This is a genomic window from Ralstonia sp. ASV6 (genome assembly GCF_016429285.1).
GTDB classification, from domain to species: Bacteria; Pseudomonadota; Gammaproteobacteria; order Burkholderiales; family Burkholderiaceae; genus Ralstonia; species Ralstonia flaminis.
In genome coordinates, this window is sequence record NZ_JAELUI010000028.1 from 20,109 (window position 1) to 38,889 (window position 18,781).

The 18,781-nt window shown below is 63.8% G+C and carries 17 protein-coding genes; 3 read left to right on the forward strand and 14 right to left on the reverse strand.

Going from position 1 to position 18,781, the window contains the following annotated elements; genetic code table 11:
• Positions 1–29: 29 nt before the first annotated feature.
• Positions 30–689, forward strand: a complete 660-nt coding sequence (locus JHD73_RS07595) for a carbonic anhydrase (protein ID WP_199029369.1) — start codon at positions 30–32, stop codon at positions 687–689.
• Positions 690–872: 183 nt separating this feature from the next.
• Positions 873–1,409 (forward strand): chalcone isomerase family protein, encoded by a 537-nt coding sequence (locus JHD73_RS07600; protein ID WP_233176828.1) that lies wholly within the window; start codon positions 873–875, stop codon positions 1,407–1,409.
• Between the two features lie 11 nt (positions 1,410–1,420).
• On the opposite strand, the gene JHD73_RS07605 is transcribed toward JHD73_RS07600, so the two are convergent.
• On the reverse strand, positions 1,421–2,053 hold the full coding sequence (locus JHD73_RS07605) for a lipocalin family protein (protein ID WP_233176829.1): 633 nt from the start codon (positions 2,051–2,053) through the stop codon (positions 1,421–1,423).
• A gap of 18 nt (positions 2,054–2,071) precedes the next feature.
• Between JHD73_RS07605 and JHD73_RS07610 the strand changes: the two genes are divergently transcribed.
• Complete coding sequence (locus JHD73_RS07610) at positions 2,072–2,572, forward strand: DUF2878 domain-containing protein (protein WP_368735508.1); 501 nt, start codon at positions 2,072–2,074, stop codon at positions 2,570–2,572.
• Between the two features lie 6 nt (positions 2,573–2,578).
• Here the strand turns inward: JHD73_RS07610 and JHD73_RS07615 are convergent, their stop codons facing one another.
• The 13 genes from JHD73_RS07615 to JHD73_RS07675 form a co-directional block, all read right to left on the reverse strand.
• Complete coding sequence (locus JHD73_RS07615; protein WP_199029371.1) at positions 2,579–3,679, reverse strand: cyclopropane-fatty-acyl-phospholipid synthase family protein; 1,101 nt, start codon at positions 3,677–3,679, stop codon at positions 2,579–2,581.
• A gap of 25 nt (positions 3,680–3,704) precedes the next feature.
• The gene (locus JHD73_RS07620) at positions 3,705–4,481 is read right to left on the reverse strand and encodes a DUF1295 domain-containing protein (RefSeq protein ID WP_199029373.1); all 777 of its coding nucleotides are present in this window, start codon (positions 4,479–4,481) and stop codon (positions 3,705–3,707) included.
• Between the two features lie 2 nt (positions 4,482–4,483).
• On the reverse strand, positions 4,484–5,683 hold the full coding sequence (locus JHD73_RS07625; RefSeq protein ID WP_199029374.1) for a cyclopropane-fatty-acyl-phospholipid synthase family protein: 1,200 nt from the start codon (positions 5,681–5,683) through the stop codon (positions 4,484–4,486).
• Entirely contained in the window at positions 5,680–6,450 is a 771-nt protein-coding gene (locus JHD73_RS07630; protein WP_199029376.1) for a DUF1365 domain-containing protein, read from the reverse strand. Before JHD73_RS07630 ends, JHD73_RS07625 begins: the two co-directional genes overlap by 4 nt.
• Positions 6,447–7,742: an NAD(P)/FAD-dependent oxidoreductase gene (locus JHD73_RS07635; protein ID WP_199029378.1), complete on the reverse strand. Its 1,296-nt coding sequence runs from the start codon at positions 7,740–7,742 to the stop codon at positions 6,447–6,449. The genes JHD73_RS07630 and JHD73_RS07635 overlap by 4 nt, the downstream gene beginning before the upstream one ends.
• A 28-nt stretch (positions 7,743–7,770) precedes the next feature.
• A complete protein-coding gene (folE, locus tag JHD73_RS07640) occupies positions 7,771–8,499 on the reverse strand; it encodes a GTP cyclohydrolase I (protein WP_199029380.1) in 729 nt (242 codons plus the stop codon).
• A 76-nt stretch (positions 8,500–8,575) separates the two neighbouring features.
• Positions 8,576–9,562 carry a MerR family transcriptional regulator gene (locus tag JHD73_RS07645; RefSeq protein ID WP_199029382.1) on the reverse strand — a complete coding sequence of 329 codons (987 nt, stop codon included), beginning with the start codon at positions 9,560–9,562 and terminating at the stop codon, positions 8,576–8,578.
• 583 nt (positions 9,563–10,145) lie between these two features.
• Complete coding sequence (locus JHD73_RS07650; RefSeq protein WP_233176835.1) at positions 10,146–11,567, reverse strand: PHB depolymerase family esterase; 1,422 nt, start codon at positions 11,565–11,567, stop codon at positions 10,146–10,148.
• A gap of 322 nt (positions 11,568–11,889) precedes the next feature.
• Positions 11,890–14,052, reverse strand: a complete 2,163-nt coding sequence (locus JHD73_RS07655) for a 3-hydroxybutyrate oligomer hydrolase family protein (RefSeq protein ID WP_199029386.1) — start codon at positions 14,050–14,052, stop codon at positions 11,890–11,892.
• Positions 14,053–14,117: 65 nt separating this feature from the next.
• Positions 14,118–15,026 carry a MaoC/PaaZ C-terminal domain-containing protein gene (locus JHD73_RS07660; protein ID WP_199029388.1) on the reverse strand — a complete coding sequence of 303 codons (909 nt, stop codon included), beginning with the start codon at positions 15,024–15,026 and terminating at the stop codon, positions 14,118–14,120.
• A gap of 35 nt (positions 15,027–15,061) precedes the next feature.
• A complete protein-coding gene (locus JHD73_RS07665) occupies positions 15,062–16,606 on the reverse strand; it encodes a long-chain fatty acid--CoA ligase (protein ID WP_199029390.1) in 1,545 nt (514 codons plus the stop codon).
• 13 nt (positions 16,607–16,619) lie between these two features.
• On the reverse strand, positions 16,620–17,705 hold the full coding sequence (locus JHD73_RS07670; RefSeq protein ID WP_199029392.1) for a branched-chain amino acid ABC transporter permease: 1,086 nt from the start codon (positions 17,703–17,705) through the stop codon (positions 16,620–16,622).
• A 13-nt stretch (positions 17,706–17,718) separates the two neighbouring features.
• Positions 17,719–18,750 carry a branched-chain amino acid ABC transporter permease gene (locus tag JHD73_RS07675; protein WP_199029394.1) on the reverse strand — a complete coding sequence of 344 codons (1,032 nt, stop codon included), beginning with the start codon at positions 18,748–18,750 and terminating at the stop codon, positions 17,719–17,721.
• Positions 18,751–18,781 lie beyond the last annotated feature (31 nt).

Sequence of the window (18,781 nt, forward strand, 5' to 3'; positions counted from 1 at the left end):
CCCGGCATTGGAATGAGGAGGACACCACCATGCGCGACATCATCGACGGTTTTCTGCGCTTTCAACGCGACATCTACCCGCAGCGGGTAGAGCTGTTCAAACAACTTGCGACATCACAAAACCCCAAGGCGCTGTTCGTCACATGCTCGGACAGCCGCGTGGTCCCGGAGCTGCTGACACAGCGTGAGCCGGGCGAGCTGTTCGTCATCCGCAACGCGGGCAACATCGTCCCGTCATACGGTCCGGAGCCCGGCGGCGTATCAGCCACGGTCGAATACGCGGTGGCCGTGCTGGGTGTGCAGGACATTGTGATCTGCGGCCACTCGGACTGTGGCGCGATGGGCGCCATCTCGCGTTGCACGTGTCTCGACCACCTGCCGGCCGTGGCCAACTGGCTGCGCCATTCAGATTCGGCAAAGGTGATCAACGCGGCGCATGAATTCGATTCGCCCCGCGCTAAGCTCGACGGCCTTGTCCGCGAGAACGTGATTGCACAACTGGCCAACCTGCGCACCCATCCGTCGGTGGCGTTGGCACTTGAGCAGGGACGAATGAATCTGCACGGCTGGGTGTACGACATCGAAACCGGCAGCATCGATGCGCTCGACGGGGCAACACGCCGCTTCATACCGCTGGCCGACTCGCCGGCCACTGTTGCGGTCACGTCGCGGAACCTGCGACAGGCATGATGGAGCCAGCCGGCGCCGTTTTGTACCGTTTCGTCTGGCACCGCGCTCGCCTCGCGGAGGTCATGCGTAGGAATTGCGTCCGGAAAACAACGCGCCGGCACTCCCACTTCGGACAGACAATCAGTAAGCTTTGAACGTTGGCCGCTTACTGCTCGGCCGATCTGTGCGTACGCACCCGGCCATATGCCTGCCAAACGCCCTCACGCCGTACGAACCATCGTTTTCGTTGTGTGTTCCGCCCTGAGTTCTTGGACTTGGGCGGACTGCCGCGATACGCTGGCAGCGGCCCAGCTTTCAGGCAAGGGAGCGCTGTGCGTCCTCGGATTCTGTTTATACGATGCACAACTGTGGAGCGCCAAAGTCCCGGTCAGCTACGACGCGCCGTTTGCCCTGGAAGTCACGTATCGACGCGCCGTTGATCACAGCCGTCTCGTCCAGACGGCGATCGATGAGATCCGGCGGCTGCAGGCGCCCGCACTCTCCGACGAAACACTGGCGCAGTGGCAGCGGGCAATGGCACCTGCCTTTCCCGATGCCAAATCCGGCGACACGTTGTGCGGCGTCTATCTGCCCGAGCGCGGTGCGCGCTTCTACGCCAACGGGCAATTGACGACCGAGGTGAATGACCCTGCTTTCGCACGCGCCTTCTTCGACATATGGCTGGCGCCGGGCACCCGAGCGCCTTCGCTGCGGCGTCACCTCCTGGGCGAATCACGTTGATGCACGCACCGCTAGTCGGCATCTCCCGGCGACTGAAAGCCTGGTTGCCCGATCTGGCTGGGGAATTGCGGTACGCGCCGGAAACGCGAGGTGTCGTAACCCATGGCTTCGAAGCGGCCGAGTGCGGCGCGATAGTCGGCATCACTCATATCGGGGTCGCGCGAGAACACCCAGCCGAGGCTTTTGTCCGGATAGCCCAACAGCGTCACGCGGTAATCCGGGTCGACATACAGCGTCAGCTGCGAGACGTAGAGGGGCCAGAACAGGCGCACACGCCACTCGCCACCACCACTGCCCGCCACGACCGAATCCACAAACTGCATTCGCTTGAGCGGGGCATCGAAACGCTCTGGCCGGTAGACGTAGGCATCGTCGATACGGCCATCGGGCCGCAGCGACCATTCGGCGTAGCTGCCGACATTGCCGCGCTCACCAAAGTACGGAATGTTGGCAATGACATACCAGCGCCCCATGTAGCGCGGCAGATCCACGGGCACCGTCTGCAGCGGCACCGCGGCGCGGGGGTTGGGATTGGGCGGCGGCCCGGAGCACGCGGCACTGGCAGCGACCAGCGCAGCCACCACCAGGCAGCGCGCCCAACGTGACGGGGTGAGTGAACTGTGGCCCCTTCCATACGCTCTCATCGTACGCTCCTGTATGCAGTGGCCGGGCAAGCCGGCTGGTTTGTATGCGTGCTGAGCGCCGCGCGCGATGTTGCCTGGATGGGCATAGCCTTCGTCGCGATGCTGCTGGTCTTTCATCTGTGGCAAGCCCGCCGACCCTCTCAGGAGTTGCGGCTGGTGCTGGGTGTCGTCATGGGTGCGGCGCTGTGGGAGACCGGCCTGATCCGCACCGGGCTGATCGTCTATCCGCATGGCGCCCTGTGGCCTGGACTGGTGCCGCCGTGGCTGCTCGCGCTGTGGGTGTTGTTCGCGATCCAACTGAATGTCCTCTTCCGCTGGTTGCGCGGTCGGTGGTGGCTGGCGATGGCGCTGGGGGCGATGGCCGGCCCACTGTCGTTCCGAGCAGGCGCGGCGCTCGGCGCCGCCCATATTCCGGACCCGGCGATGACGATGGGCGTACTGGCCGTCGGTTGGGCGCTGTGGATGCCCACGCTGGTGTGGATGGGCGCGCGCCACGACGGCATCGACGCCCTGCCGTAACTGCCTCTAGCGCTTGACGAACCGGTAATGCGCCACGCCCCATTCGTTGCCATTGGCATAGCCAAACAACGTCGACACTGCCAGGTAGAACATGCGCCACCGCTGGAACCACACTGCCGCTTCGCTCGCGCCGTAGGTTTGGGCGAACACCGGCATCAACCGGCTGCGCGCGGCGTCAAGATTGGCCAGCCAATGGTCTGCCGTGCGTGCATAGTGCGTGCCGCTGACCCACCATTGCCTCGTCACACGCAGATCGTCCTGGAAATGCAACAGCAGCGCCTCCGATGGCATGGTCCCGCCCGTGAAGAAGTACTTCGACATCCAGTCGGTCCCGTCCTGCACCTGAAAGTGATATGCCAGCGTGCGGTGCGCAAAGATGTGCACGAACAGCGCCGCATCCGGGCGCATCCACCGCGCAACCTTGGCGAGCAACAGGCCGTAGTTCTTCATGTGCTCGAACATCTCGATCGACACGACGCGGTCAAAGCGGCCGCCCGCGGGCATCTCGGCAAACTCGAAATCGACAATGTTGCCGGTGTGCACATTCAGGTTGGTCAGGCCGCGCTCGGCGGCGCGCGCTTCGATCCAGCGGCGCTGGCCCTGCGAGTTGGACAGCGCCACGATGCGCGCGTTGGGATAGCGCTTGGCCATCCATAGCGAGAGCGAACCCCAGCCGCATCCCAGGTCGAGAATGCACTGACCATCCGCCAGACCGGCCCGTTCGGCATAGCACTCGAACATTGCCTCTTCGGCCTGGGCGAGCGTTTCGGTTCCGGTCGGGTACAGCGCGCAGGAGTACTTCAATTGAGGCCCGAGATGGGCCTCAAAAAATGCGGGCGGCAACTCATAGTGCTGGGTATTCGCCGCGTCCGTCTCGATCGCAATGGGGCTGGCGCGCAGCTCGTCGAGCAGCGCATTCAAGCGCCGCGAGCGCAGTTCGCCGTTGCCAATGCCCTCGTCTTCCAGGCGCTGACGCATGAGGCTGCGCATCCCGCCACGGACAAGTCCATCAGGCAGCCAACCGCGCTCGCAGCATTGAATGAGCCAGCCGTCGCGCGGCTGCGCCACCTCCGGAGTGGGCATCGTGGGCGTGGATAGCACCGTCATGTCAGGTCTCCTCAAACTCTGCAAGTCAGTGGCGCGGTGGCCAGGGAATCAGGACGCTCGTCGTGCGAACGTATTCGGCATAGTCGTTGCGCGTGGCTTGCATATGGGCTTCCAGCATGGGAATACCGGAAACCTTCACGAGCAGCCAAGCCATCACGACCGGTGGAAGCAGCGTGAGCCACGCCCACGGCGCCCCAACCGCGAGCGGCATATAGGCCAGCCAGTGCACGCATTCGAAAAAGTAGTTGGGATGCCGCGAATAGCGCCACAGCCCAGTTCGACAGGTCTTGCCGTGGTTGGCCGGATCTGCGACAAACCTGCGCAGTTGCTGATCTGACAGCGCCTCTCCGCCCACGGAGACCAGCCACAGCGCGACGGCCACCACCACGGCGATCGCGCTCGGTGTATCAGGCCGGTAGCTCGGCACCGCAAACGCAATCGACAGAAGCATCGACACCGCTGCCTGCAGCTGAAAGAAGCCAAACATGTTGCGCGATGCCGCCGCGCCCCACTCCTGGCGCAGTTTTCTGTACCGCGCATCTTCTGGTTTGCCAGCATTGCGGCGCCACAGATGCCAGCCGAGGCGGCACCCCCATACCGCACCGCCCACGCCGACCAGCACGCGCGCCTGCACCGAACCTGTGCCCAGCCACGCATAGATGAGTGCCACCAGGCCGAGCGAGAACGCCCACACCGGGTCGACCATGCCAGCATTCTCGTTGCTCAACTGCCACGCCCACACGGCACTGAACACTGCCACCAGAACCAACAGCGCGACGAGAGCGGCACTCCATACCGACATGGTCACCCCCGTTCCAGCAGGAACTGCGACACACCGATGCGCCCCTCGTCAAAGCCGGCTTCGCAATAGGCGAAGTACAGACGCCAGATGCGGATGAAGGACTCATCGAAGCCGAGCGCGCGCACTGCGTCCAGCTGCGCCTCGAAACGCTGACTCCAGCGGCGCAGCGTCTCTGCGTAATCGGGGCCGAAGTCCAGGCGATCCACCAGTTGCAGACCGTGTTGCTCGGCCAGGCGCACAAAGCGCTCCCGGCTGGGCAGCATGCCGCCGGGGAAGATGAACTGCTGGATGAAATCCGTGCCGGCGCGATAGCGCTCGAAGTGCGCCTCATCAATGGTGATGCTCTGAATAAGGGCCCGGCCTCCATGACGCAGACAGCGCACCAGCGTCTTGAAGTAGGTTGACCAGTAAGCCTCGCCCACCGCCTCAAACATCTCGACGGACGCGATGGCGTCGTACGCGGTCTTCAGGTCACGGTAGTCGCGCAGCTCGACTTGGGCGCGCGGCTCGCCCGCGAGGCGCTCGGCCGTGTAGCGACGCTGCTCTTCCGACAGCGTGATGCCGTGCACCCGGGCGCCGCGCGCACAGGCCATCTCCATCAGGCCGCCCCAGCCGCAGCCGATTTCAAGCACGTCCATGCCGGGCCCGAGTTTGAGCAGATCGCACACGCGCCGATACTTGGCAGCCTGCGCATCGGCCAGGCCATCCTGAAGACGGCCGTTGAACCACGCGGACGAATACGCCATGCCCTCGTCCAGCCAAAGCCGGTAGAAATCGTTACCCAGGTCGTAGTGCAAATGGATGTTGCGCCGACTGCCTTTGCGACTATTGGGACGCAGCAGATGGCGCAGGCGCAGGACAGAACGCGCCAGCGCATTCCCGAAAATTGCCTGTTCCAGTGTGGCTGCATTCCTGATGGCCAGGCGCAGCAAGTTCGACAGATGACTTGTCTCGACCCATCCATCGCGATATGCCTCGGCAAAGCCCACATCGCCACTGCGCAGGATGCGCGCGCAGGCACGCCAGTCGACGATGCGCAGATCCGCAGACAGCGGCGAGGCAGCGTCGCCGATCAGCACCTCCCCATCCGGCGTGATGAGGTGCAGCAGACCGTGACGCATGCGGGATGCCAGCGCCACGAACAGGCGGCCACCGGCGGGAACATGTGGCGGTACCCACGCCAAAGAATGTGCGGCAGTCATCGAGGGGGCTCCAGAGAGGAAGATGGGTTGCGCGGGTGGCTGCCCAGGAAGGGCACCCCCTTCATCCACAGGCGAAGCGCCTGCCAATGAATGCGGCCGATGACCTGCAACGCCAGCAACGGCTGCCGCAACAACGCGCGGCGCAGGTGGCTGGCATCGAAGGGCTGCAGGCGCCCGCCAATGGCGGTGTGCAGCAACAGGCCGTCGCAGTCGTGGTAGTCGATGCGCACCAGCGCCGTTGCAGGGGTCTCGGTAAAGCGGAACTGATAACCGCCCTCAACCGAGCAGAAGGGCGAGACATGGAGCTGCTTGCGGCACGTCAGCACGGTATCGGTGCCGATGGACCCACCGTCCTGAGCGCAGAGCAGGTAGCGATGGTGCTGCCCGAATGTGTTGTTGACCTCGGCCAGCACCGCGCGCAACGTGCCGGCCGCGTCGTGGCAATACCAGAACGAGACGGGGTTGAACATCCAGCCGGCAACGCGCGGGAAGGTCTGCAACCAGACCTCGCCATCGGCAGGCAAGCCAGCCTCGCGCAGCACGCCACGTATCCAAACAAGCAGATCGGTGCCGTCACGCGGGCCGTAGTCACGTGTGCGCAGTGACAACGGCCGCAGGCAATCCACACCGAACCACGTGCCCGTCAGCCTGCCCAGCGCCGAGAGCTTCACGCGCACGGCAAATACCGGGTAGACAAAGCGATTGGCCACCGGCCGCAGGCGATGGTGCATGACTTGGCCGACGAGAAGTGCTGCGTCGCCGATCATGGCGTCACCTGTGCCCAGGCCGGTTCGCAGCCGAAGTCAGCCGCCACGCGCAGGGCCGACTTGAGCCCGTCTTCATGAAACCCGTAGCCCGTCCACGCGCCGGCAAACCAGGTGCCGCTGCGACCTTGGAGTGCTGGCAAGCGGGCCTGCGCGTCGATGGCCGGCTGATCGAACACCGGGTGCTCATAAGCGAAGCGCTGATACTCCAGCTCCGGCGCCGGCGGGGCTGGCGGATTCAGCGTCACAACCACGGGTGTTGCCACCGGCAACGGTTGGAGCTGGTTCAGCAGATAGCTGACGCACGGTGCGGCACCCGCTGCCTCCACCCGCGGCGCATCGAGATAGTTCCACGCCGACCACACACGGCGCCGACGCGGCAGCAGGCGGGTATCGCGGTGCAGGAACGCGGTGTTGGGCTGGTAGCGGAACGCACCCAGCACAGCACGCTCGTCGTCGGTTGCATCGTCGAGCAGGCGCAACGTCTGCGGTGCGTGCGTTGCGAGCACCACGGCGTCGTAGCGTTCGGTGCCGGAATCAGTCCGCACGTCGACATGGCCGAGGGCGCGGCGGATGCCGCGGACCGGCGTGGCGACGCGCACGTCCGCCAGCCGCTGGGCGATTGCCTGCACATAGCTGCGCGCACCGCCTCTGACGGTACGCCAGCGTGGCCGGTTGAAGATCTGCAACAAGCCATGATTGAGGCAAAACCGCAGGAACGTTTCTGCCGGAAATGAGAGGATGTCGCGGCTCGGCGTAGACCAGATTGCCGCTGCCATGGGCAACAGATAGTGGGCACAGAATGGTTCGCCATAGCGGCCGGCAGCCAGCAGCGCGCCAAGGCTGTGGCGCTCGTTGCGCGCAACCGCCAGGTTGGCATGCGCCTGCCGATTGAAACGCAGAATGTCACCCAACATCGACAGGAACCGCGCCGACACCAGGTTGCGTGGTTGCGCAAACACCGTGCCCAGGCTGGTACCGGCCCACTCCAGCGCGCCGCCGTCCACCGACACGCTGAACGACATGTCGCTTTCGCAATGCGCCACGCCCAGCTCGTCAAACAGGGCAATCAGGTTGGGGTACGTGCGCGCGTTGAACACAAGGAAGCCCGTGTCGACACCGAATACCTGTCCGCTTTCCTCAATATCAACGGTGTTGGTATGGCCGCCCAGCCGGGGAGCTGCCTCAAACAGCGTCACGGCGTGGTGCTTGGCGAGAAAATGCGCCGCTGCCAGCCCGGAAATGCCCGAGCCGACCACCGCGATGCGTTTTGCTGGGAGCTGGAGAATCTTCAAGGCTAGGCCTCTTCAGGTCGTTGGATGCTCATCCGCCATTGCGGCCGGGCAGCAGCGCGAGAAATTCGCGCCGCAGGCTCGGATCTGTCAGGAACACCCCGCGCATCACGCTGCTCACCATGCGCGACTCGTCGTCCTGCGTGCCGCGCCAGTGCATGCAGTAGTGCTCCGCCTCCAGCACGACCGCCAGACCGTCGGGCGCCATCCGGTCTTCCAGCAAGTCAGCAATCTGTTTGATGGCTTCTTCCTGGATCTGCGGGCGGCGCATGACCCAGTCGATCAGCCGGGCGTACTTGGACAGCCCGATCAACTGGGAATCCTGACTGGGCATGACGCCAACCCACGCGCGCCCCATGACCGGACACAGATGGTGCGAGCACGCGCTGCGCACCCGCAGCGGCCCGACCACCATCAGTTCGTTGAGCCGCTCCACATTCGGAAACGCCGTCACCTCAGGTGCCGCGACATAGCGCCCCGCAAACACCTCCCGCACGAACATCTTGGCCACGCGGCGGGCGGTTTCGCGGCTGTTGTGGTCTTGTTCCACGTCGATGACCAGCGCGCGCAGCACGGCCTGCAGGCGCTCTTCCACTTCGACCTGAAGAAGGTCGAGTTCGCCATCGCGCAGGTGGGCGGCGATGTTGTCATTGGCGTGAAAGCGGTGCCCAGCGCTCATCAACCGTTCCCGAATGCGAACAGAAAGCGGCACGCTGCCAACCGCCCCGGAAAACCCGGGCGGATCCAAAGTTAGCTTCATTGCAGTTACCTCCGAAAGCGGCGGTGCACTCACCACCCATGCCGGCTCAGGAGTGTTCCTGAGCACATATACGCAACTAACTCGCGGGTGGATGCAGCGTCTCGGCGCGGATGGCAAATTCCATTGCGTCTTCGAGCATCAAGCGGGCACGGTTAGCGACGTCACCGAGATGCCGGTGAAGTTGCTCGTCCAACGTGGAGCGCACGGCACAGCCGTCGCTGAATCGCTCAAACGCATCCAGTTGCCGGATGAGGTCAACGAGATGGCGCGGACATTCGCAGGCGATCGTCTGCGATGCGTTGGCAAAGATTTCCAACTGGCGATCGGTAAACCGACGCGCACTGCGCCGCAGGGGTTCGAGCTTTCCGTAGACCGCATCGACACGCACGAGCTGCGTCAACTCATGCAGGACTTGGTCAAGCTCGCTGTGCGCATTCGGCTCCCGATACAGCCGCACACCAGCCGCCCGCAGCATGTCAGTGGCGCGAACCGTGCCAAAACTGTAGATCACCCCAACCGCGCTGGTCCCGGCGCCGCGCGCCGCCGCCAGAATGGCTTGCGCTGTCTCGGGTTGCAGAGAGGCGGCTTCGACAATCAGGGCGTCGGTGTCCGGTGGCAAATCCAGTCGCCCTTGCCCATCCACTGCAGGCAGTTCGGTGACCGGCTCAATGCCAAGCGACGCGAGCGTGCTCCTCCTGCGCCGCACGCGCTCTGCCAGCAACGGGCCGCAGACGGCGAGCGAGATCGCCGCGTGGGCTGCAAGCGGCCCCGCCTCCTCGGCCGCCCGCGACGTTTCGAGCAGTTGCTCAAGCTCGGCGCTGTCGGCGTGGGCGATCGCGCCGATGGCGTGCCCCTGACTCACCAGCGACCGCAAAAGCGTCAGCCGCCTGACGTCTTCACCGGAATACAGGCGCTGGCCCGACTCCGACTTGGCCGGCGAAATCACGCCATAGCGCTGTTCCCACACCCGCAGCGTGGAGACGGGCATCCTAGCCATGCGAGCGGCCGCGCCACTTCTGTACCGGGGGGCTGTATTGTCTTCGTGTTGCACATGCGTCTCCATGCAAGCGCTGGTTGACTTACATGAAACGCTTCACGTGAAGCAACGTCAATGAAATGCAGCGGTTTTGACCGCTTTCCGTGTCTTTTGAATCGGAATTGAGTCGCTTATTCGGCAGCAAAACCCGGCGCATGTTGATGCAGACCGGCAAGCACCCTGACATCTTGCAAAGTGCACCTTCGCGCATAGCGGCTTGGGTCAGGCGCCTCACGCTCAGCACTGCCCCTTGACCCCGGTGCCCGAAGACGCACCTCGACACGTCAAGGCCAGCCCGGCAAGGGCGAGTCCACTCCGCCACTAAGGCTCCCCGGCCGGCTCCGGGGTAGAAACCGGCTCGGCGAATAGCGCGTCAACGCATACTCGCAAGCGTTCTAGCCCCCTCCCTTTTGGCCGAGTTAAATCGTTGCCATTGCGTCCGCAACCCGAAATTGCAGACGCAACGGCAACCACGGAACATGAACTGACGTCGCTGCACCTGGCGTATCCAGACCGTACTGCGTGGAACCGGCCCCAACTCCGTTCAGCCGCTGCTGAGCACACTTGGGACCGATCCGTTTGGCAATCGCTAGGCCGTGTCGGCGCTGCCTTACGGGCAGTTTCCGATGACGTAGTAGCCGGCTGCCGTCTGCGCAAGCGTGGTCGTGTAGAACACGTTGTCCAGGCCCATGCTTTGGTTGGAGCCGTTGGCGTAGGCGATGCCACCGCTGTCGTGCGCTCGCCCAGCCTGCACGTGAGCGTAGTTGCTGGCCGTGGTGGCCGTGCAGGCAAAGCTTGATTGCGTCTTGGCCGACACGGCGGACGACTGTGCGCTTTCACCCGCCGTCGGGTCGATCTCGGTCACGGTGTAGCTGTAGGAGGTGCCCGCAATCAAGCCCGAGTCGGTATACGTCGTTGAGGTGGATGAACCGACCTTGCTGCCGTTGCGGTAGACGTTGTAACTGGTCGCGTTGGTCACCGCATTCCACGACAGCGAAACGGTCGTGGTGGTCGTGCCCGTCACCGTCAGGCCCGTGGGCGTGCTGCCCGACTGCACCGGCCCGCTGCCTGCGCGCAGGTTGTTCTTCACCCAGTAGTCCATGACAAAGGCCGGGTAGTTGATGTGCGTGGCATCAACGTAGTTGGTGTTGTCGCCACCAGTACCGGCCGGCCATGCGTGGGCCATGCCCGAGACCGAGATCTCATGCGTGCGAAGCTTGCCGTTGCTATCGGTATAGGGCGTATTGGTGCCGCCACCCGAAATCGAGACCGTCGCCCCCTTCGTAAAGGTGCCACCGTAAATCAGGCGGAAAGCTGCGGTGTCCATCGGGCCATACGCCTGCGCCACGGTGTAGTCCGACGTCCCCCACACGGCGCCGGCAATCTGCGTATTGAAGCTGCTCGCGTTTGAGCCCGCCCATGCCTTGCAGTTGTTGGCCGCCGTTGTGGCGGTGTAGCCGGAAGGCACATAGCCGATCTGCGAGGTGGTGGTTCCGGGCGGCGGGCCAGCGTTGATGCCGATGCCCGCAAAAATGTCCGGCGCGATACAGCCCAACACCATCGTCATGCCGCCGCCGGAAGACAGGCCGGCTACATACACCTGGTTCGGGTCGATCGCGTATTGCGAGTTGGTGACAAAGCGATTGACCAGATCCAGCAGCACACCCACGTGCCCGCTCGTGCGGCTGGGCGACGTGTTGGCGTAGTCCCAGCAGTGGTTACTGTAGACGTTGCCAGTGGCATTGGGTGCCAGGATGACAGCGCCATATTGCTCGGCAATGGTCTTCCAGTTGAAGCCGGCACCATTGGCGTTATCGATCACGTCGCCGGACGCCGTTTGCAGGCAACCATGCAACACCAGCACCAAGGCGCGCTTGCCGTTGGGTGTGGTTGGCTGACTGGCCGGCCAATAGAAGTAGCCCGTCAGGTTGCCGCCGTTGACCGTGTCCGCGGCCCAGGTTTGTTGGCTGCTCCAGGCTCCCGGGCCGGCGGTGACCGCCGCGTGCGCTGAGAACGTTGCCAGCGCGGTCATCAGCGTGACGACCAGCGCGTAAAGCCAATGCCATCGATACCCGTATGGATGTTTCATGGTGTCTCTCTCCTGTTGAGGTGGTCTTGCTTTGCTGCCTTCACTGCAACGACAACTAACGCGCGGTGAGGGCCCCCTCACCACGTCGCTGTGGCGCTCTTTTTATATGACACATGATTCATGTTTCAGCGAATGAACGCGCGGGATACGGCATGGATCAGCGATGGAAAAATCGGTGAAGAAGCGCCCTGAGCGCGGGTGTATCAAGCGCTCAGGGCAGCATCAGGGCGGCCTCCGTGATGGAACGCCCTGTGTCGGATCAGAATCAGTTGGGTACAGACACGGTTGCCACCCCACCCGAGACGCTGACCGAGATGCGGTCGGCCGCTGCCGGCGTATTCGTGAAGTTCGGCACATTGCTGGCGGCAATGGCCGGAGCCGAGCCCGCCGTACCGCCACGCGGCGTCGTACGCACCACCTGCGAGGGCGGCAGCGGTGTGCCGTTCTTCAGGTTGGCGTACACCGCATCCAGCGCGCGTTGTTCATACAGCACCAGCGGCACGAACAGGGTGTCGTACCCGGGCACGAGGTCGATAAAGCCATCAAAGTGCTGCGCGTTGGTCACTTCGATGTACGACAGCTTGCTGCCCGTGTCGACCTGCGCGTTGAGCCCCAGATACGGCCGCGCACCATGATTGACCGGCAGCAGCGCATCATTGCGACCCTGCACGATCAGGGCTGGCCGGCCACCCAGGTTGCCGGTGCGCAATGTCTGCGAAATACCCAACTGCAGCGCCTGCGAAGCAGCATCTGCGCCGGTCAACAGGTTGCGCAGGCACAGCGCACCGTCCAGGTTGGCCGCCTGCGTGCCGGAGGAGTCGACCGATTGCTTGCTTTGCGTGGCACCACCCTGCGCAAGGTTGTTGATCAACTGAACGCCGGTGGTGGGCGGAACGCCGTTGCCGGTGGCGGCGAGTTGCGCGAGCACCGTGGCGTTGACCGCAGTCGGGTGAAACGTGGCATCAACCGCGGCAAAACTGAAGTTGCACAGGTTGTCGAACACGCTGGCGCGGGCCAGCGCGTTGCCGAACGTGGTGGCAACCGACGGATCGATTTCGAAATACGCCATCGAGGCGTGCACGAGATCGGACTCAGGCTCCCAGCCGTAGGCACGCATCTTCTGCAGCGCTTCGTCTGCTTGCGCGGCTGTGGTGGTGGCCGACAGCAAGCCATTGGCGTGCAGCGCCGCACAGCGGTTGGCTTGCACGCTGGCCGGCCAGCCTACATTGCCGGCGAAGAACGACTGCGTAGGCGCGCTCGACACGCTGGTCGACAACGCCGCGCACAGCCGGAATTCGTTGGCATAGCTCACGTAGTCGAACAGCGGCTTGCCGGTTACTGGCAGCGTCACGCCGCCGCGTTGCACCTGCACATTGGCCGATGCCGGCAGGTTCAGCCCGGGCTCGCCCACGGCCACGCCGTCGATCAGGTTCGTGGTGTCCTGTTCCGCTGCAGCAATGGCCGCGCCGCCGCCATTGGACACACTGGAGGCGATGACGATGGTGTTGTCGGGGCGCACTGGCAGCGCGCTGCCGGTGAGCGCAGTGGAGCCGCCGAGCTTGTCATTGATGGCCCAGAACGCAAACTGCACGGCTTGCAGCGTGAAGCGGCCCCAATCCTTCTCGGGGTTGCGCTGTGAATGTGCGTGCTTGAATGCCAGCCGGTTTGGCGTCGCGAGGTTGAACGCGGCCAGCCGGGTATCGGCAAGCGGCGCGGCAAACTGCGCCTTGCTGCCGGCGGCCGCGCGCGAGGTGCGCGTGCCATCCTGTAGCGGCACGGTATCGGTAGCCAGGTCATGCGGGCCGGCACCAGTACCCTTATCCGTATAGGCGACGGCGCATTTGCGCTTAAGCCCCCATTCACCCGTCGAGATCGCGCCGTAGATGCCACGCGATCCTGACGACGTGGCCGTGATGATGCACGGGTTGGCCGCATCGAAGGCGTCAGGAATCTGCACCAGCAGCACCACGTTCTGCTGGCCGGAGCCATCGTCGGAATAGGCAACGTATTCCACGCCCGCCACCATGCCGCTGCCCGACGTGACGTTGCCGCTGGCATCGACATTCGGGCCGTAGAGCGTGCCATAGCCGCCCTTGGCATTGGTATCGACCAGCGCACGATAGTTGTTGTAGATGGCCAGGCGCCGCAACTCGGTTGCTGTCGGGGCGGTGGCGTTGGCCACGGTGGGTGCCGTGGCCGATGCCAGCCCCGATGCGCCCAGCCCGGCCGTCAACAGATCGTTACTCACACCGTCGAAATGCGTGACCGTTACGGTGCCGACAAACGACGGTTTGACGTTGCTCGGTGTGGGGTTGTTGTCATTGCTCCCGCCGCAGCTTGCCAGGCCTATCGCGCCGGACGCGGCCATCGCCATCAGCAGTGGGCCGCGCAATCGGCGGCCTCTTTCCTTGCTCTGCATCGTTTTCATCGTGCCTCCCTGTTATTGATGTTTTGTTCAAAGCATCCTTCTGCAACGAGACAGCTCACGTCGAGCTACGCGGCAATTTCAGTAGGTTTGTCTTCAAGATTGCGCACCAGCACCAGCGCCTCGCCTTGCACCACGATTCGGCCATCGGCGCCATGCACGTCAGCCGCTAGATTGACCAGCTCTTTGTCGGCACGTAGCCGTACGATGCGTACTGACGCGGTAAGCGGTTCGCCAACACGCGCGGCCGAACACAGGCGCAGCACCTGCTTCATCCAGCCGGTCCCGCGCCCAGGCAAGCGCGTGCCGAGCAAATCGGAAAACATGCCCCCCAGCAACGGCAGCGGCACCAGCGCGCCGTCGAAGCCGCGCGCGCGTGCAAACGCGGTATCGGTATAGAACGGATTGCCGTCACCAGACAGCGCGGCGTATTCGGCTATGTCCGCCGTCGTGAAGGCCCGGGTTGTCTGAGCCGACTGCCCAACGCGCAAGCGGTATAACGCGGCATCGCCCGGGGGCTGCACGGCAGCATTGGCAAATATGAAAGCGCCCTGATCCGTCAGCTCACCAGCGTTTGCATCGAGCAGCACGTGTGCCTGGCCGCTTGCGGTCACCTGTGCGGCAGGGTCGCTGGGCACATCACCGGTACGCTCCAGGCAACGGATCTCGGTACCAAGTGCAACTGCACCGGGGCCTGGCGATGGCTGCGGCGTCAGGGCCGCCACCACGCCATCGGCCACGAAGGTGGGGCGCGGAAACATCAACGTCTGTGTGATAGGCAGCACGGGCTGCGCAAAGCTACGCGTCATCTGCGCGCTCATCAGCGAGAACAGGAACATGCCGTGCGAAACGGTCGCACCAAAGTGCGTGGTTCTGGCAAACGCGGGGTCGCAATGGATCGGGTTGTCGTCGTGCGAGAGCGCGGCAAAGCGATTGAAGTCCAACTGCGTGAGCACGCGCACACTGGATTGCAGCATGGATGACACTCCGAATTCGTTGAAGGCTCGCAGCCTCAGTGCGCCGCGAATTGCGCACGCAGCTTGTGCTTCTCCACCTTGCCGGAAGGCGTGCGCGGCAGTGCGTCGATAAAGCGCACATGGTGCGGGACCTTGTAGCCTGCCAGTTGCGCCTTGCAATGGGTGATGACGCTGTCTGCATCGAGCGCGGCACCAGCGCGTACCACCACCATCGCCACCCCGACTTCGCCCCAACGCGTGTCCGGCGCGCCAATGACCGCGGCCTCGGCTATCGCAGGAAGCTGGAACAGAACGTTCTCGACTTCAGCGGGGTAGACGTTCTCGCCGCCGGAAATGAACATGTCTTTTGCGCGGTCGACGATGTAGTAGTCGCCGTCGCTATCGATGTAGGCAATGTCGCCGGAGTGCAGCCAGCCATCGCGGATGGTTGCAGCTGTGGCCTCCGGCATGTTCCAGTAGCCGGGGGTGATGCCCGGGCCCTTGATCAGCAACTCGCCACGCTCGCCTGGGGCAACATCCTTGCCCAATGGGTCGACCACGCGCGTGAGCATCGAGCCGACAGGCTTGCCAATGGTGCCGATCTTGCGGCGCGCCGTGGCTTCATCGCAGACAAACACGGTGGGGCCGGTTTCTGTCATGCCAAAGCCGAAGCAGATGGTCACCCCCTTATCCAGGTATGCCTGCAACAGCGGTTGCGGCACCGGCGAGCCACCCGCGGCCATGCTGCGGACGGTTGAAAAATCCGCCCTCGCAAAACCAGGATGCTGGCTCAGGAACAGGTACACAGAGGGCACCGCGAAGAACATCGTGATGCCTTCGCCCGAGCGACGATCAAGCTTGTCGAGCGTCACCTGTGCATCGAACTGCCGCAGGATGTGGACCGTGCCACCAGCGTGCAACACCGGATTGGCGTACAGGTTCAGCCCGCCCGTATGGAAGAACGGCAGCACGTTGAGGAACACGTCGTCGCGCGTGATCTTGTTGGCGAGCATGGCGTTGACGGCGTTGAAGAACACCATGCCGTAGGTCTGGATCACACCCTTCGGACGGCCCGTGGTGCCTGACGTGTAAAGCAGGTGCCACACGGCATGTTCGTCACGACACGGCATCTCGATGACGTTGCCGGACGCCGCAGCCAACGCGGTTTCGAACTCGACCCAATCCGCGGGGGCATCGATGGGCTGCGTACCTGTGAGATACAGCACACGCACGGGCAGCGCGCGCTGCAAGTCTGCGGCCACATCGACAAAGCCGTCGCCTGCCACGAGCACGTCCGGCGTGCAGTCCTGCAGGATCGGCAGCAACTCCGGCACCGGCAGGCGCCAGTTCAGGCAGACCATCACCATGCCAGCCTTCGCACAGCCGTACAGCATTTCGAAATATGCGGCGCTGTTGTGTGCCAGCACGGCCACCCGCGTACCAGGCAGCAGCTTCAGTTGTTGTGTCAGTACCTCGGCAAACCGGCTCGCCCGTTCGTCGAACTGTCGATAGGTCACACAGCGGCCGGCGTCAACGTCCACCAACGCCACCTTGTCGGGCATGTGCTGGGCGTTCTTGTGCAGCCAATCGACGACGATCATATCGAGGGCTCCGTTATGACGTGATCTCGTGTGTATCGTGGCCGCCCGACTGACCACGCAGCCGCCCCACTACGCCCTGTGGAAAGTAGTACACGCTCAGGATAAACAGCAGCCCCAGCCACAGCAGCCAACGATCCGGATGCAGCAGGTTCGAGAGCAGCGGCACGGCCGCGGTCGCATCGCTGGCGAGCTTCATCACATCCTGCAGATACGTCTGCGCAAGCAGGAATAGCGTCGTGCCGATGATGGCGCCGTACAGCGTGCCCATCCCTCCGATCACCACGATCAGCAGGATGTCGACCATGATCTCGAACGACAACGACGTATCCGGCCCGTTGTAGCGCAGCCAGAGCGCCATCAGCACGCCGGCCAGCGCCGCAAACACGGCGGAGAGCACAGTCGACACGGTGCGATAGACCACGGTGCGATAGCCGATGGCCTCGGCGCGGAAGTCGTTCTCGCGAATGGCCTGCAGTACGCGCCCGAACGGCGAGTTCACCAACCGAAGCAGCATCAGGAACAATACCGCCGCGCATACCAGCACGAAGTAGTACGACAGCAGCTTGCCGTTGAGCGGCACGCCAAACCATTCTGTGTCGCCCAACGAGAAGCCCGGTGTGAACACGTCGGGCACCTTGAATGTCAGGCCGTCCTCACCGCCCGTCCAGTCGGAGAGTTGCGAGACCAGCGTCGCAAACGCCGTGGCCACCGCCAGCGTGATCATGGCAAAGAAGATCGCCCGCACTCGCAGCGAAAACAGCCCGATCACAAAAGCCAGCACCGCCGACACCACCACCGCCCCCAGCGCGCCCACCGCCAGCGCACCCCATCCCGGCGCCATGTTGGACATGGCAATCGCCACACCGTAGCCGCCGATGCCGAAGAACATCGTGTGTGCGAACGAGACCACACCGGTATAGCCGAGCAGCAAATCGTAGCTCGCAACCAGCACGACAAAAATGCAGATCTTGGCCGCCATATTGAGCGCGCGCGCGCCAGGAAACACGAACGGTGCGCACAGCAACGCCAGCAGGATGATGGCCAGCAACACGGTCAGCACGCGGCTGCGGGGCAGATCACCAGAAAGCATTCGGATCATGATGCCGCCCTCCTCAACGCTTGGCCACCGGATACAGACCCTGCGGCCGCCACAGCAGGATCAGCATCATCAGCAGAATGTTCGAGAACAGCGCCACCTTCGGGAACAGGAACCCCGTGTAGTTGGCCATCAACCCCACCAGTACCGCGCCGATGAAGCAGCCGGTGGTTGACCCCAGCCCGCCGATGATGATGACGATGAAGATCAGCACATTGACCTGCGCGCCAATCGCCGCCGTGATGTTCTGCTGATACAGCCCCCACAGCACGCCGCCCAGCCCCGCCAGCGCCGCCCCCACCACAAACACGCCAATGAACAGCCTGCGGATGCGGTAACCGAGCGACTCCACCATCTCGCGGTTTTCCACCCCGGCGCGGATCAGCAGGCCGATGCGCGTACGGTTGAGCACCAGCAGCATCGCCACAAAGATCACCAGCCCCAGCACCACGGCGATCAGCCGGAACTTTTCGATGGCTGCATCGCCCAGCAGCACGGCACCACGGAAGGTGGCGGGCGCCTGTAGCGCAATCGTTTCCGGGCCCCAGATGGCCTTGATGAGCTGCTCGGCAACAATCATGCCGCCCATGGTGATGAGGATCTGCTTGAGATGCTGCCCATACACCGGGCGCACCACCACGCGCTCGAAGAACAGGCCGACCGCGCCAGCAGCCACCATGGCCGCCGCAATGGCCAGCGCAAACACGCCCAGGTTGAGCAGCAGGCTGTCTGCTTCTACCCACGCCTGCATGGGCAGCAGCACCGACGCCGCCACATACGCGCCCAGCGCAATGAACGCGCCGTGTCCGAAGTTGAGTACATCCATCAGACCAAACACGAGCGTCAGGCCCGACGACACCACGAAGATGATCATGCCCATCGCCAGCCCCGCCACGGTGAGCGTGAGCCACGTCGACGTACTGCCGACCATCGGTAGCGCGGCCAACATGAGCAGTGGCGCAAGCACCAGCGGCATCCAGTCGAGCCTGACCTCGGGCAGGTTGGCTGGCGCAGCGGCAGTGCTCGGCAAGGCAGTGGAAGTCGTCATCGGTGTCGGCTCCGCAGAGCGCTGTGGTTCC

Coding starts and splice junctions, on each gene's coding strand:
- JHD73_RS07595 (WP_199029369.1), top strand. CDS start 30: ATGCGCGACATCATCGACGGTTTTCTGCGCTTTCAACGCGACATCTAC.
- JHD73_RS07600 (WP_233176828.1), top strand. CDS start 873: ATGCCTGCCAAACGCCCTCACGCCGTACGAACCATCGTTTTCGTTGTG.
- JHD73_RS07605 (WP_233176829.1), bottom strand. CDS start 2,053: ATGAGAGCGTATGGAAGGGGCCACAGTTCACTCACCCCGTCACGTTGG.
- JHD73_RS07615 (WP_199029371.1), bottom strand. CDS start 3,679: ATGACGGTGCTATCCACGCCCACGATGCCCACTCCGGAGGTGGCGCAG.
- JHD73_RS07620 (WP_199029373.1), bottom strand. CDS start 4,481: ATGTCGGTATGGAGTGCCGCTCTCGTCGCGCTGTTGGTTCTGGTGGCA.
- JHD73_RS07625 (WP_199029374.1), bottom strand. CDS start 5,683: ATGACTGCCGCACATTCTTTGGCGTGGGTACCGCCACATGTTCCCGCC.
- JHD73_RS07630 (WP_199029376.1), bottom strand. CDS start 6,450: ATGATCGGCGACGCAGCACTTCTCGTCGGCCAAGTCATGCACCATCGC.
- folE (WP_199029380.1), bottom strand. CDS start 8,499: ATGAAGCTAACTTTGGATCCGCCCGGGTTTTCCGGGGCGGTTGGCAGC.
- JHD73_RS07645 (WP_199029382.1), bottom strand. CDS start 9,562: ATGGAGACGCATGTGCAACACGAAGACAATACAGCCCCCCGGTACAGA.
- JHD73_RS07650 (WP_233176835.1), bottom strand. CDS start 11,567: ATGACCGCGCTGGCAACGTTCTCAGCGCACGCGGCGGTCACCGCCGGC.
- JHD73_RS07655 (WP_199029386.1), bottom strand. CDS start 14,052: ATGAAAACGATGCAGAGCAAGGAAAGAGGCCGCCGATTGCGCGGCCCA.
- JHD73_RS07660 (WP_199029388.1), bottom strand. CDS start 15,026: ATGCTGCAATCCAGTGTGCGCGTGCTCACGCAGTTGGACTTCAATCGC.
- JHD73_RS07665 (WP_199029390.1), bottom strand. CDS start 16,606: ATGATCGTCGTCGATTGGCTGCACAAGAACGCCCAGCACATGCCCGAC.
- JHD73_RS07670 (WP_199029392.1), bottom strand. CDS start 17,705: ATGATCCGAATGCTTTCTGGTGATCTGCCCCGCAGCCGCGTGCTGACC.
- JHD73_RS07675 (WP_199029394.1), bottom strand. CDS start 18,750: ATGACGACTTCCACTGCCTTGCCGAGCACTGCCGCTGCGCCAGCCAAC.